Below are 13,857 nucleotides of genomic sequence, written 5' to 3'. Positions count from 1 at the left end.
TTTTCGCAAGTCCGCGACGATCATGCGGAAAAGCCATGGACCTCATGACTACCCGCCCCATCCCTTCCACCCGCGAAGCCCTGCCGGTGATCGGCTGCGGCACCTGGATCGGCTTCGATGTCAGCCCCGGGAGCACCGAGCACCAGCGCCTGCCGGGCGTGCTGGACGCCCTGTTCACCGCTGGCGGCACGCTGATCGACAGCTCGCCGATGTACGGCCGCGCCGAGGCCGTGGTGGGCGGGCTGCTGGCTGCGAGCGGGCGGCGCGAAGAAGCCTTCCTTGCCACGAAAGTCTGGACCTCCGGCCGCGAGGCCGGCATCGCGCAGATGGAGCAGTCCTTCCAGCGCCTGCGCACCGAGCGCATCGACCTGCTGCAGGTGCACAACCTGGTCGACTGGCGCACCCATCTGATCACCCTGCGCGACTGGAAGGCGCAGGGCCGCGTGCGCTATATCGGTATCACCCACTACACCGCCTCGGCCTATGCCGAGGTCGAAGCGGTGCTGCGCGCCGAGCCGCTCGACTTCCTGCAGATCAACTATTCGATCGATGCGCGCCAGGCCGAGGATCGCCTGCTGCCGCTGGCGGCCGAGCGCGGCGTGGCGGTGATCGTCAACATGCCGTTCGGCGGCGGCGGGCTCCTGCGCCGATTGAGCACCCGGCCGCTGCCCGGCTGGGCGGCCGAGATCGGTTGCGCGAGCTGGCCGCAGCTTCTGCTGAAGTTCGTGCTGAGCCATCCGGCCGTGACCTGCGCCATTCCAGGCACCAGTCGGGCGGAGCACATGGCCGACAACGCGGCGGCTGCAAAGGGCAGCTTTCCAGACGCGGCCTTCTGGCAGCGCCACGCGGCTTCGCTGCCACTCTAGGGACTTCGCTTCAGGCGAAGAAGCGCAGCAGCAACGCGTTGACTTCCATCGCCTGCTCGTACTGCACCCAGTGTCCTGCGCCGTCGATCACGATGCCCTTGCGCTGCGAACGTCCCGCAAGGAGCTGCGCGACCAGCGCGCGCGAATCGGCCGTCACGTCATGCTCGCCCCACAGCAGGAGCGTCGGTCCGGCGAAGGCGTCGAGCGCCTCCTGCAGCCCGCCCGCCATCGAGACTTCCTTGCTGCGAAAGCGCGTGCCATGGCAGGAAAGATCGTGGATGACAAAGGCCAGCGGGTCGATGGCAGCCGGATCGTGCAGCATCAGTGCCCGCAGGTTGTGCAGCAGCGCCGAGCGCTCCTCGAGCCGGTCCCTTGCCTCGCGCCAGTTGATCATCTGCACGCTCATGCGGCGCATGGTGGCGTGGCCTGCGCTGCCCAGCAGCGCGAGTCGGCGCACATGGCCGCGCCGCTGCGCGAACTTCGAAGCGACCAGTCCGCCGAAGGAGAAGCCGGCCAGGTCGATGGAAGCGTCGGCACCGATCGCCGTCGCCAGCGAGCCGACGAGCGCATCGAGTGCCGGGTCCAGTGGCGCCTGGCCTGCCTCCGGCTGCGGCGGCGTGTCGGAGTCGTTGAACCCGGGCATGTCGGGCAGCCACACGGCGCGCGCGGCGCAAAGCGCCTCGATGTTGCGCAACCAGTGCATCCAGCTGCCATGGCCGCCATGCAGGAGCACCAGCGGCGGCCGCTGGCCGTTGTCTTCGCCGAAGCGGCGCCAGCGCACGCGCCGGCCTGCATGCAGCACGTCATGATGGGTGGAGAGCGCGTCGAGGCGGGCGATCAGCCGATGCGCGCTCGCATCGGCGGCTGGGTCGAAGATGGCGTGTTCAGGCACCGGGCGATTGTGCAGTGCACGCTCAGCCCGCATCGCCCGCTGCCGCACCGAAGCGATAGCTCGACACCGCGATGCTGCCCATGAAGGCGTCCTCGTGGTAGATGCGCAGGCCCGCATCCTGTCCGGCCGCGCCCACGGCGACCATCAGCGGGATCAGGTGCTCCTCGCGCGGATGCGCCATCCGCGCCGCCGGCGCCTGCGACCAGGCCAGAAGGCGCTCGATGCGCTGCGCCGGCGCCGCATCCACGGTCTGCGCCAGCCAGTCATCAAAGGCTCTCGAAGGCTCGCGCGCCTGCGGCCCGAAGTTGCGCAGGTTGTGGTAGCTCAAGCCACTGCCGACGATCAGTACGTTCTCGTCGCGCAGCGGCGCCAGCGCGCGGCCCAGCGCCACGTGCTCGGCCGGGTCGAGCCCGCTCCTTAGCGACAGCTGCACCACCGGCACCTCGGCCTTCGGGTAGATCGCGGCCATCGGCGAGAACATGCCGTGGTCGAAGCCGCGCTCGGCATCGAAGGCCGCCGGCAGGCCGGCCGCATCGACCAGGCCCTGCACGCGGCGTGCCAGCGCGGGCGAGCCAGGGGCGTCGTAGTGCACCTGGTAGGTGTGCTCGGGGAAGCCGCCGTAGTCGTAGATCATCGGCGGCTTCGGGTTGCCCATGACGGTGAAGGCCGGCGCTTCCCAGTGGGCGGAGACCATCAGGATGGCTTCGGGCGTGCGGCCGATCTGGCGCGGCATGTCGGCCAGCGCGGCTTCGAGCTGTGCGTAGGCATCGCCCATCTCCTTCTTCATCCACGGCCAGGGGCCGCCGCCGTGGGAGATGAAATAGGTGGGAAGGGTCTGTGGGGTCGTGCTCATGGAATGCTCCTCGGGTGCAGTCTAGGGTTTGGGCGACCAGGATGCACGGCTTCGCCATGGAATCCCGGCGAAACCCTCGCCCAGCGCATGCGCATATGCAAGGCTACAGTGACGCCTCTAAAAAGAGCGCCTCCCTTGTTCACCTACTTCGAAAAACTACTCAAGCCCTACCCTGCTGCCGAACCCCGCCTTCCGCCAAACGGGTTCTTCGCATTTCTCTGGGCCTGCATCGAGGGCCTGCGCGGAAAGATCCTCGCGATGGCGCTGCTCACCGCCGCGATGTCGGCTTTCGAGGCGCTGCTGTTCGCCATGCTGGGCCGCATCGTCGACTGGCTCGGCAACCAGGTGCCGGCGCGGCTGTGGGAAGAGCGCGGCACCACGCTGATGTGGCTGGGCATCGCCCTTGCCGCCAGCATCGCCGTGGTGGCGCTGCAGACCATCGTCAAGCACCAGACGCTGGCAGTGAACCTGCCGATGCGGCTGCGCTGGAACTTTCATCGGCTGATGCTGGGCCAGAGCATGGCCTTCTACCAGGACGAGTTCGCCGGCCGTATCACGGCCAAGGTGATGCAGACGGCGCTGGCCGTGCGCGAAACCGTCTTCGTGCTGGCGGACGTGCTGGTGGCCATGGGCGTCTATGTCGCCACCATGATCGTGCTGGCGGCCGTGCTCGACCGCCAGCTGATGCTGCCCTTCGCGATCTGGCTCGTGCTCTACATCGCGATGCTGTTCTTCTTCGTCCCGCGGCTGGGCAAGATCGGCAAGGCCCAGGCCGATGCGCGCGCCATGATGACCGGCCGCATTACCGACGCCTACACCAACATCGCCACCGTCAAGCTGTTCTCGCATGCGCATCGCGAGGCCGGCTTCGCGCGCGCGGCCATGCAGGACTTCATGGCCACGGGCTACGGCCAGATGCGGCTGGTGAGCGCTTTCGAGATCGCCAACCACACGCTCAGCATGGGCCTGACCGCCGGCATGGCGGGCATGGGCCTGTGGCTGTGGTCGCAGGGTGCGGTGGGCGTCGGCGCGGTGGCGGCGGCCACTGCGATGGCGCTGCGCCTGCAGGGCATGTCGCACTGGATCATGTGGGAGATGACCAGCCTGTTCGAGAACATCGGCACGGTGCAGGACGGCATGAAGACGCTGTCGCGCCCGCGCACCGTACTCGACGCGCCCGATGCCGCAACCCTCGAGGTGCCGCGCGGCGAGGTCCGCTTCGAGCATGTCACCTTCGGATACGGGCTCGACCCGGACGAAGGCGGCCGCCGCGTGATCGACGACCTCACGCTGACCGTTGCGCCCGGCGAGAAGATCGGCCTGGTCGGCCGCTCCGGCGCCGGCAAGTCCACGCTGGTCAATCTGCTGCTGCGCTTTCACGACCTCGAAAGCGGCCGCATCCTGGTCGACGGCCAGGACATCGCGCACGTCACGCAGGACTCGCTGCGCGCGCACATCGGCATGGTGACGCAGGACACCTCGCTGCTGCACCGCTCGGTGGCCGACAACATTGCTTACGGGCAGACCGATGCGAGCCCGGCGGCAATCCGCGCGGCGGCCGAGCGCGCCGAGGCGCACGACTTCATCCAGACGCTGGGCGACCCGAACGGCCGCCGCGGCTACGAGGCGCACGTGGGCGAACGCGGGGTCAAGCTCTCGGGCGGCCAGCGCCAGCGCATTGCCATCGCGCGCGTGATGCTGAAGGACGCGCCGATCCTGCTGCTCGACGAGGCCACCAGCGCGCTCGACTCCGAGGTCGAGGCTGCGATCCAGGCCAGCCTGTACCGGTTGATGGAGGGCAAGACCGTGATCGCGATCGCGCACCGGCTTTCGACCATCGCGGCCATGGACCGGCTGATCGTGCTCGACCAGGGCCGCGTGGTCGAACAGGGCGACCACCACACGCTGCTTGCGCGCGGCGGGCTCTACGCGCGGCTGTGGGCGCATCAGAGCGGCGGCTTCCTGGGCGAGGACGACGAAGAAGGTGATGGCGAGGGACCCGGAATCCCTGGCGAGTCCTACAGCGCGCGAGGTTCGGTGACTACAACTCGCCAGCCCGTTGCGGGCAAGCTGGAGCGGTCTTAACGCAAGAGGAGCCTGCGCCGTGAATTCCATCATTTATATCGTCGGTCTGGTCGTAGTCGTCGTGGCCGTTCTGTCCTTCTTCGGACTGCGCTGACCCCCGCCAGCGCTGAACCTTCCTGCCTCGCCGGAGGCAGTACCACGGGGCCGGTCGCGGCCCCGTTTTTCGTCGCCGGGCCGCCCCAAGACGAAAAGCGCCCCCGGGCATAATTCCGCGCTCTTCTCGAAGGAAGCCGTTGAATCCCGGAGCGCTCCCCTTTTCTTTTCAGGATGCGGCGATCGCCGAAGCGGTGCAACTGGTCGAAGAAGCCGGCCCGCTCGACGATGCGCAGGCCATCCGCCAGGCGATGGCAGCGCGCGCCGATGGCGACGGACGAATTGTCGAGCGCGCCCGCGTTCTGGGGCAGCGCCTCGGACTGCAAGACGAGCTGGCACGCGCCCGTGCGTGCGCGCCATGGATCCTGCTGGCGCTGGTCGCGCTCATCGTGCTTGGCGGCCTGACGCTCGCCGGCAGTGTGGTCGGCGGCAACGAACGCAGCATCAACGTCGTGGTGGCGCTGGCCAGCCTTCTCGGCCTGCATCTGCTGACCCTGCTGCTGTGGCTGCTCGGCCTGGTGCTGCCCCTGGGCTCCCTCAATCTCTCCCTCGGCTGGCTCTGGCTGGCGCTCACGGCACGCGTGGCTGGCGGGCGCCAGGGCCAGGCGCCTCTGCTGCTGCGGGCGGCCACGCGGCTGCTGGTGCGCGCGCGGCTCGCGCCCTGGGCGCTGGGCTTCGTCAGCCATGCGATCTGGTCGCTCTCCTTCGCCGTGGTGCTCGCGGTGCTGCTGTTCGCGCTGGCCTTCCGCAGCTACACGCTGAGCTGGGAGACCACCATCCTCGACCCGGCCTTCTTCGTGCGCGCCGTCCAATGGCTGGGGCGAGCGCCGGCCTGGCTGGGTTTTCCGGTGCCGGATGCGCAGACCGTCTTGTCGCCGCAGGCGGCCACCGCCGGCCAGCGCGACTGGGCGCTTTGGCTCACCGGCTGCATCCTGGTCTATGGGCTGCTGCCGCGCCTGTTCTTCACGCTGCTGTGCGCGGCCGTCTGGCGCTCGCGCCGCGGGGCGCTGCAGCCCGACCGGTCGCAGCCCTATCACCGCCGCCTTCTGGCTCGCTTCGAGGCTCTGGCGCCGCGGCAGATCGTCGATGCCGATCCGGGCAGTGCGCGGCATGACGCCCTGGGCGGCCTGGCGGCGGACCAGACCCGCGACACGCTGATGGCGATCGGTTTCGAGCTGCCCGAAGAGCTGCCCTGGCCGCCGGCCGCGCTCGACATCGCCGGCGCGCAGCCGCTGCGCGTCGACGGCAGCGCCGGCGCACGCCGCGAGGCGCTGGACCTGCTTTCACGGCTGCGGCCGCGCCGGGTGCTGGTCGGCTGCAACGGCGCCGCCAGCCCCGACCGCGGCACCGAGCGCTTCCTGCGCGAAGTCGCCGCACTCAGCACCGAATGCCGTCTCTGGCTGCAAGGCAGCGGCGCCACGCCCGAGGCGCGCAGCCGATGGCTCGCCTGGCTGGCGGATGCCGGCCTCGAGCGCATCGAAGCCAGCGACGAAGCACGGGGCGCGCTGCGCGGCTGGACGTGAGCTTCCAGGATCCCATCCGCATCGCCGTGGTCGGCCACACCAATGCCGGCAAGACCTCGCTGCTGCGCACGCTGGCGCGGCGCGTGAACTTCGGCGAGGTGTCGGGGCAGCCCGGCACCACGCGCCATGTCGAGGCCATCGAGCTGCTGGTGGACGGCCGCGCCGCGGTGCGTTTCCTGGACACGCCGGGGCTGGAAGACGCCGTCGCGCTGCGAGAGCACATCGACGCCCTCGACGAGCGCGGCGAGCTCACCCCGCCCGAGCGCATCCGGCGCTTCCTGGGCGGGCCCGAGGCGCACGGCGTGTTCGAACAGGAGGCCAAGGTGCTGCGCGCCCTGCTGGAGGTCGATGCCGCCTTCCTGGTGATCGATGCGCGCGAGCCGGTGCTGCCCAAGTTCCGCGCCGAGATCGAGCTGCTCGGCGCCTGCGCCCGGCCGCTGCTGCCGGTGATGAACTTCCTGCGCGACGCGGGAAGCCGGGAGGACGCCTGGAAGGCGCTGCTCCCCGCCTACGGTCTGCACGTGGTGGTGCGCTTCGACGCCGCCGCGCCCTTCGTCGGCGCCGAGCGCGAGCTCTACCGCGACCTCGCCACGCTGCTGCGCGACCGGCGTGCGCAGCTCGACCGGATCGCCGCCTTTCTCGAGGAGGAAGCCGCCCGGCGCCGCGAAGCGGCCGGTGAGCGCATCGCCGAGCTGCTGGTCGATGCGGCGGCGATGCGACGCACCGCCTCGGCGGTCGAGTTCGAGATCGAAAGCAGCCGCGAGCGCCTGGTCGCCGGCCTGCAGAAGGCCGTGTTCGACAAGGCGCAGCGCTGTGCCTCCGACCTGCTCGCGCTCTATGGCTTTCGCGAGAACGATGCCGACGAGGCGCCACTGCCGCTGCTGGCAGGCCGCTGGACCATGGACTTCTTCCATCCCGAGGCGCTGAAGAATGCCGGAATCCTGCTCGGCAAGGGCGTGGCGGTGGGCGCCGCGGTCGGCGTGGTGGCCGATCTGGCGCTGGCCGGCCTTTCGCTGGGCGCTGGCGCAGCGTTGGGTGGGGCGATCGGCGGCGCGCTCTCGCAGGGCTTCGGGCCGCTGGGCCGCAAGCTCGCCAACAAGCTGCGCGACGTCCACGAGCTCACGGTCGAAGACCGTGTGCTGGTCGTGCTTGCGGGTTGGCAACTGAGGCTGCTGTGCGCGCTGGAGCAGCGCGGGCACGCCGCCGTCGATCGCGTCGCTGCCCACGTGCCGGCGGACGCGCCGATGGATGACCTCGAAGCCGCCCGGCGTCCGCTGGCCGGGCTGGTGCGCGCCGCCCAGCCCGCGCGCAGCCATCCGGACTGGGACAGCGATGCCCGCCTGCGCTGGCGCGAGGCGCCCCAGCGCCGCGACCTGGTGCTCCGGGTGGCCCGGCAGGTGCCGCCCGCCATCGACGCCTTCGAGAAGAACATTCGAGCGGGCGGCTGACATCGGACGGCGACTACACGCGGCCGGCGCCAGTTGCGCTAAGGTGCATCGCATCCCGACCCACCGAAGCGCAGACATGTCCACCCCTTCCCCGGTCGCGGCGCGGCCCCGCAAGCACTTCTCGATGATCCGAGGCTTCCACCTGGCCGACTTCTTCACGCTCGGCAACGCGGCCTGCGGGGTCGGCGTCGTGTTCCTGGCGATGGCTTACGTCGCGAGCCAGCAGCTCACGCACTTCCTGTGGGCCGCGGCCCTGGCGCCCGCCGCCTTCATCTTCGACGTCTTCGACGGCCGCATCGCGCGATGGCGGCAGACGCAATCGGCGCTCGGGCGCGAGCTCGATTCGCTGGCCGACGTGATCTCCTTCGGCGTCGCGCCTGCCGCCCTCGGCTTTGCCGCCGGGCTGGACGGCGGCTGGGATTGCCTGGTCCTCACCTACTTCGTCTGCTGCGGCGTGAGCCGGCTGGCCCGCTACAACGTCACTGCAGAGTCGCTTTCGGCCGGCAGCGACAAGGTCAAGTACTTCGAGGGCACGCCGATCCCGACCAGCGTGGTGCTCGTCGGCGTGCTGGCCTGGGCGGCCTGGCAGGGCCGCCTCGGCGACGCCGTATGGGGAGGCGCGTGGACGCTCGGGCCGTGGGTGCTGCATCCGCTGACGCTGCTGTTCGCGCTGTCGGGGACGCTGATGATCAGCAAGACGCTGCGAATTCCGAAGCTGTAGCCGTCTGCGCGCCCGGCACGCCGGTTACGCTCCCGGCATGCGATCCCTGCGCGCGCTCCTTGCACTTTCACTGGCACTCCTCCTCGCGGCCTGCGCGACGCTGCCGGCCACGGTCGAGCGCCCGCCCTCGTCCGCCTTCACGAGTACCGACGACACCTTCCTCGGCCGCGCCCTGGCGCCCGAGCTGGCCGCGCATGCGGGACTCACCGGCATCCTGCCGCTGATCGATGCCCGCGAGGCCTTCGCGGCGCGGATGGCGCTGGCCCAGGCCGCCGAGCGCAGCCTGGACATGCAGTACTACATCTGGCGCGGGGACACCACGGGGCAACTGCTGTTCGAGGCCGCCTGGAGGGCGGCCGAGCGCGGCGTGCGCGTGCGCCTGCTGATCGACGACAACAACACCAGCGGGCTCGACGGCATGCTGGCCGTGCTCGATGCGCATCCGAACCTCGAGGTCCGGCTTTTCAACCCCTTCGCCAACCGCAGCCTCCGGGCAGGCGACTTTGCACTCGACTTCTCGCGCGTCAACCGCCGGATGCACAACAAGTCCTTCACGGCGGACAACCAGGTCGCCATCGTGGGGGGACGCAATGTGGGCGACGAATACTACGGGGCCAACCAGCTGCTCGGCTTCCAGGACCTCGACGTCGTCACGGTCGGGCCGGTGGTGCGCGAGGTCTCGCGCCAGTTCGACCTGTACTGGAACAGCGAGGCCGCCTACCCCGCCACTGCCCTGCTCGGCAAGCCGCCGCCCGACGCGGCGGCGCGGCTGCTCGCACAATGGGCCGGCCTGGGCCAGCAGCCGCAGACGCAGGACTATCTGGAGGCCGTGCGCCAGACGCCGCTGATGCGCGAGGTGGCCGCGCGCCGCCTGCCCTTCGAGTGGGCCGATGCGCACGTGGTGAGCGACCTCCCGTCGAAGGTGCAGGCGCGCGACGGGCACGAGCAGCAGCTCATGTTTCCCCTGCTCAAGGAAGCGATGGGTGACCCCCAGCGCGAACTCGATCTGGTGTCGCCCTACTTCGTGCCCGGCCCGGAGGGGGCGCAGGAGCTTGCCGCGCTGGCCCGGCGCGGGGTGGCGGTGCGCGTGCTGACCAACTCGCTGGCCGCGACCGATGTCGCCGCGGTGCATGCCGGCTATGCCCGCTACCGCAAGGACCTGCTGGCCGCCGGCGTCATCCTCTTCGAGCTCAAGCCCAGTGCCGCGCCGCCGCCGAGGCCGGAGGAGGAAAGGCGCCGCAACCCGGGCGGCAGCTCGGCGGCGAGCCTGCATGCCAAGACCTTTGCGGTGGACCGCAGCCGCATCTTCGTCGGCTCGCTCAACCTCGATCCGCGCTCAGTGCATCTCAACACCGAGATGGGCGTGGTGATCGACAGCCCCACGCTCGCGCGCCGCCTGGGGGTGGAGATCGATCAGGCGGTGCCGACCCAGGCCTACGAGGTGCGCCTGCCCCGACAAGGCACCGGCGTGGAGTGGATCGACCGCGGCCCCGACGGCGAGACACGCTACCGCAGCGAGCCCGATACCGGCGGACTGCGGCGCTTGTGGGTCGACTTCCTGTCGCTGCTGCCGATCGAGTGGCTGCTGTAGGACCTGCCACGGCTCATTGGAGCGGGATGCCGACCCGCGCGATCACCCTGGCCCAGCGCGTGATCTCGTTGTCGAGCAGCGTCGCCAGTTGTTCGGGGCTGCTGGCGCGCGCCTGCACGTTCAGGTCCGCAAGCTGCTGCTTCGCCTCTGCCGATTCCAGCAGCTGGCGCACCTCGCGCGCGAGGCGGGCGACGATGTCGCGCGGCAATTTCGCAGGCGCGGCCAGCGCGGTCCACGAGCTGACGTTGAAACCCTCGATCCCGGCGCTCTGCGCCACGGTGGGCACCAGCGGCAGCTGCGGCGAACGCTTTTCGCCGAGCACGGCCAGGAGGCGAATGCTCTGCGCCCGGATCTGCGGCACGAGCGGCGGCAGGGACTCCACTGCCGCATCGATCTGCTCGCTGCGCAGGGCGGTGAGCACGCCCGGCGTGCCGTTGAAAGGCACCACCTGCAATTCGACCTGCGCCGACAGCCTGAACAACTCGGCCGCGAGATGCTGGGTACTGCCGACGTAAACCGTGCCGACATTCAGTTCGCCGGGCCGCTGCCGGGCGGCCGAGAGCAATGCCTGCAGGCTCTCGAACCTCGACGTACCGGGCACGACAAACGCCAGGTCGTACTGGCTCAGCAAGGAGATCGGGGTGAAGTCCTTGCGTGCATCGAAAGGCAGGTGCTTGAAGAGGCTCCGGCTCACCGCCGTGGCGTTGCTCATCAGCAGCAGCGTGTAGCCATCCGGCGCGGCCCTGGCCACGGCCTCGCCGGCAACCGCACCGCCAGCGCCCGGGCGGTTGTCCACCACCAGTCCCTGGCCGAGACGCTGGCCCAGGATTCGACCGACGGCGCGCGCAGTGAGATCGGCCACACCGCCGGCACCGAAGGGCACAACCAGGCGGATGGGCCTGACCGGGTAGTCCTCCGCACGGGCAGGCCAGGCACTCATCGTGACGGACGTCGCCGTGGCACTCGCAAGAAAGAGGCGTCGTCGCATGTCGTTCAGCCAAGGTCCAAGCAGCCAGACAGTCCTCATCTTCTCCTACCCGACGAAATCATTCAACGGAGATGCACACGGATTCGGCCGTCGCACGGCTGAGCAGGTCTTATAGTCCGGACAAGCCATGCAGTCCGCCAGCCTTTCCAGAGCCAAGATCCAGGCGCCCCGGTTCCGAGGCGGACTGATCGAGCGCAAGGATCTGGAACAGCACCTCGGCGATGCACTGATGAGCCGACGCCTTGTCCTGCTCGTGGCGCCGGCGGGCTACGGCAAGACGGCCGCGCTGTCGCGCCAGCTGCAGCGGCTGCCTCCAGGCTGCGCCGTCGCCTGGCTCACCGTGGACGAGGAAGACGATCTCCAGCGGCTCCTCTCCCACCTGATCGAAGCGCTGGAACCCCTGGATCCACCGTGGCGCCTGGCACCGGAGGCCCTGCTCGAGCTGGTGGCCCAGGGTCGGCTGCGCGAGGCTGCTTCCGCGTTGCTCGGCGCACTCGAAGCCACCGACACGACCAACGGCGTGATGGTGCTGGACAACCTGCATGCCGTCGCGGACGCCCGCGTGTTCGAGTTTCTGGGCCACCTGCTCGAAGGCTTGCCGCAGAACTGGACGCTCGTCATTTCGACCCGGGTGGAGCCGCCGCTGGCGCTGGGGCGTTGGCGAGCGCGCCGCGAACTTGCCGAGTTCGACGAGACGGCCCTGAGCTTTTCCAGGCAGGAAGTGCGGGATCTGTGGCGCCATGCCACCGGGCATGATGATCCGGAGCGCGCCGAGCGCCTGCTTGATCGCACGCAGGGCTGGGCCGCCGGACTCTGCCTGGGCCTGGAAACTTCGGAAGGATCGGTCGCGACGGCCCCGAAGGGCATCTGGCACAACCGCCGCCACCTGTTCGAGTACCTGGCCAGCGAAGTCCTCGAACAACTGCCCGGCGAACTGCAGATGTTTCTCCTGCGCTGCTCCTTGCTGGCGGAACTCACGGTGCCGCGCTGCGAGCAGATCAGCGGCTATCCGCACGCGGCCCGGTTGCTGGAGGACATCGAGCGGCGGCGGCTGTTTGTCTCGGTGCTCGACAGCGAAGAATTGACGATGCGTCTGCACGATCTCTTCCGCGACTTCCTGGAGGAGCGATTGCGCCGCCTCCATCCCGAGGAGGTGCCGGCACTGCTGCGCCTTGCGGCGCAGGGCGAAACCGATCCCGTGCGCCGAACGCTCATGTACTTGCGCGCGGGCGCCTGGGAGGAAGCGCAGCAGAGCCTGGCCGACGCCACGGCAGACATGCTGGCCTCCGACGAAGGCGCCCAGGTGATTCGCATCATCGAGCAGTTTCCTGCCGACATCCAGGCCAACTCGCCCTTGCTGGCCTATGCCCGGGGCCTTTGCGTCTGGCCGCATTACCAATATGACGCGGTACGGTCCGCCATGGAACATGCCGCAGCCGGCTTCGACGCCATGGGGCGGCACAACGACGCGCAGCGCGCCCGGGCCATGCAGGCGCTGGCCATGTTCTTCTGCGGCCACATGGCGCAGGCGCGTCGATTGAGCCAGGCTGTCCGCGCACGGCCCATGGACCTCGAAACAGAGACGCTCAGCGAACTGCTCGACTGCTGGTACGAGGCCTACCACGGCCCGGTCGAGGGGCCCGGCGCTCGCCTTGCCAAGGTCGTCGAACTGCTGCTTCAGGGGGGCAGTGCCGAGCTGTGGTTTCGCTGCCAGACTCGGGTCAACATGCTCATAAGCCGCCCCGGCGTGAGCGCACAGATCCAGCGCCTCGTCCACGGCGCCAGAGCGGCCGCAGGCGAAGGATATTGGTCCCTGCTGGCCAATGCGAACCTGACGGAAGCGTGGCTGCTTCTCTGGCGAGGCAGGATCGCCGAGCTGGAAGCCGCATTGCAAAAGATCGAAGAAGATTCCCAATGGCTGGGCCAGCCACCAGGTTTACGTATTCGGCTGCTGACACTGAAAGTCATGTACCAGCTGATCTGTGATGACCGGGAGGCCGTGCGCACGACCCGCGACGCCATCGCCGCGCAGGCCGCCTTGCTGGAACGCTCGAGCGAAATGGCACTGTCATACCTCGCTGTTGCCGTGAGGGCCTCCGCCGCCATTGGGGATTGGCCGGCTGTGCGCATGTACTTGCCTGCTTTCAACGTCGAAGTCGGCCGTGAAAATTCCAGCTTGCAGATGTTCATGCGCGCCTCCGAGGCGCAACTGGCAATGCAGGAAGGACGGGTCGACGAGGCGCTGAGGACGCTTCGCGAGCTGGCGACAAGATCAGCCCTGCTCGACACCAACAGCCTCGATGCCACGGTGCGGACACGACTCGCGCTCGCCGAGCTCGCCGATGGTTCGCCGGCAGCAGCCTGGCGAGCGCTCGAGCCGCTGGTCGAGCGCGTCTCGGCCAGCGGCAATGTCGGCCAAGTCCTGGTTACTGGACCGCGGGGCTTGGCCGAGCTGTCCCTGGCACCGTGGGGCGATGCTGCGTCCAAGGAAGGGCTGGCGGTCCTGCGCCAATGGGTCGAGATTGCGCGGCGGTTCAAGGACGGCTCGCAGCAGGCGCAGCCGCGTGCCTCGGCTGCCAAGGACGAAGGCCTCAGTGCCCGTGAACTGCAGGTCCTTGCATTGCTGGCCGAGGGCCAAAGCAACAAACTCATCGCACGCGCCCTGGACCTGAGCCCGCACACCGTCAAGCGGCACGTCGCGCGCATTCTCGATCGGCTCGATCTTGCCTCGCGCATGCAGGCGGCCGAGTGGTATTCCACACGATTGCGCGGCTGATGCGCCGGGCAGCGCTGCAAT

General features: G+C 69.3%; 10 protein-coding genes. 7 read left to right on the top strand and 3 right to left on the bottom strand.

Features of this window, described 5'->3' with window-relative positions:
• The first annotated feature begins 35 nt into the window (after positions 1-35).
• Positions 36-866 carry an aldo/keto reductase gene (locus G3W89_RS13580; RefSeq protein WP_232076529.1) on the top strand — a complete coding sequence of 277 codons (831 nt, stop codon included), beginning with the start codon at positions 36-38 and terminating at the stop codon, positions 864-866.
• 10 nt (positions 867-876) lie between these two features.
• On the opposite strand, the gene G3W89_RS13575 is transcribed toward G3W89_RS13580, so the two are convergent.
• Positions 877-1,758: an alpha/beta fold hydrolase gene (locus tag G3W89_RS13575; RefSeq protein WP_232076527.1), complete on the bottom strand. Its 882-nt coding sequence runs from the start codon at positions 1,756-1,758 to the stop codon at positions 877-879.
• A gap of 22 nt (positions 1,759-1,780) precedes the next feature.
• Entirely contained in the window at positions 1,781-2,611 is an 831-nt protein-coding gene (locus tag G3W89_RS13570) for a DODA-type extradiol aromatic ring-opening family dioxygenase (protein ID WP_162574569.1), read from the bottom strand.
• 135 nt (positions 2,612-2,746) lie between these two features.
• Here G3W89_RS13570 and G3W89_RS13565 point away from each other — a divergent pair, with 135 nt between their 5' ends.
• From G3W89_RS13565 to G3W89_RS13545, 5 genes are all read left to right on the top strand, one after another.
• A complete protein-coding gene (locus G3W89_RS13565; protein WP_269474963.1) occupies positions 2,747-4,696 on the top strand; it encodes an ABC transporter ATP-binding protein in 1,950 nt (649 codons plus the stop codon).
• Between the two features lie 233 nt (positions 4,697-4,929).
• Positions 4,930-6,312 carry a DUF2868 domain-containing protein gene (locus G3W89_RS13560; protein WP_232076525.1) on the top strand — a complete coding sequence of 461 codons (1,383 nt, stop codon included), beginning with the start codon at positions 4,930-4,932 and terminating at the stop codon, positions 6,310-6,312.
• Entirely contained in the window at positions 6,309-7,760 is a 1,452-nt protein-coding gene (locus G3W89_RS13555) for a GTPase/DUF3482 domain-containing protein (RefSeq protein ID WP_232076524.1), read from the top strand. The genes G3W89_RS13560 and G3W89_RS13555 overlap by 4 nt, the downstream gene beginning before the upstream one ends.
• 76 nt (positions 7,761-7,836) lie before the next feature.
• On the top strand, positions 7,837-8,481 hold the full coding sequence (locus G3W89_RS13550; protein ID WP_162574566.1) for a CDP-alcohol phosphatidyltransferase family protein: 645 nt from the start codon (positions 7,837-7,839) through the stop codon (positions 8,479-8,481).
• Between the two features lie 37 nt (positions 8,482-8,518).
• Positions 8,519-10,072: a phospholipase D family protein gene (locus G3W89_RS13545; RefSeq protein WP_162574565.1), complete on the top strand. Its 1,554-nt coding sequence runs from the start codon at positions 8,519-8,521 to the stop codon at positions 10,070-10,072.
• Between the two features lie 13 nt (positions 10,073-10,085).
• Here G3W89_RS13545 and G3W89_RS13540 read toward each other — a convergent pair whose 3' ends face one another.
• Entirely contained in the window at positions 10,086-11,060 is a 975-nt protein-coding gene (locus G3W89_RS13540; RefSeq protein ID WP_162574564.1) for a Bug family tripartite tricarboxylate transporter substrate binding protein, read from the bottom strand.
• A 127-nt stretch (positions 11,061-11,187) separates the two neighbouring features.
• Between G3W89_RS13540 and G3W89_RS13535 the strand changes: the two genes are divergently transcribed.
• On the top strand, positions 11,188-13,836 hold the full coding sequence (locus G3W89_RS13535) for a helix-turn-helix transcriptional regulator (RefSeq protein ID WP_162574563.1): 2,649 nt from the start codon (positions 11,188-11,190) through the stop codon (positions 13,834-13,836).
• Positions 13,837-13,857 lie beyond the last annotated feature (21 nt).

Origin of the sequence: Variovorax sp. PBL-H6, assembly GCF_901827155.1 — a bacterium.
Taxonomy (GTDB): domain Bacteria; phylum Pseudomonadota; class Gammaproteobacteria; order Burkholderiales; family Burkholderiaceae_C; genus Variovorax.
Note: the sequence above shows the minus strand (reverse complement) of the source record. Positions and strands in the feature narration are given on the sequence as shown.

Coding starts and splice junctions, on each gene's coding strand:
- G3W89_RS13570 (WP_162574569.1), bottom strand. CDS start 2,611: ATGAGCACGACCCCACAGACCCTTCCCACCTATTTCATCTCCCACGGC.
- G3W89_RS13540 (WP_162574564.1), bottom strand. CDS start 11,060: ATGCGACGACGCCTCTTTCTTGCGAGTGCCACGGCGACGTCCGTCACG.
- G3W89_RS13535 (WP_162574563.1), top strand. CDS start 11,188: ATGCAGTCCGCCAGCCTTTCCAGAGCCAAGATCCAGGCGCCCCGGTTC.
- G3W89_RS13580 (WP_232076529.1), top strand. CDS start 36: ATGGACCTCATGACTACCCGCCCCATCCCTTCCACCCGCGAAGCCCTG.
- G3W89_RS13550 (WP_162574566.1), top strand. CDS start 7,837: ATGTCCACCCCTTCCCCGGTCGCGGCGCGGCCCCGCAAGCACTTCTCG.
- G3W89_RS13545 (WP_162574565.1), top strand. CDS start 8,519: ATGCGATCCCTGCGCGCGCTCCTTGCACTTTCACTGGCACTCCTCCTC.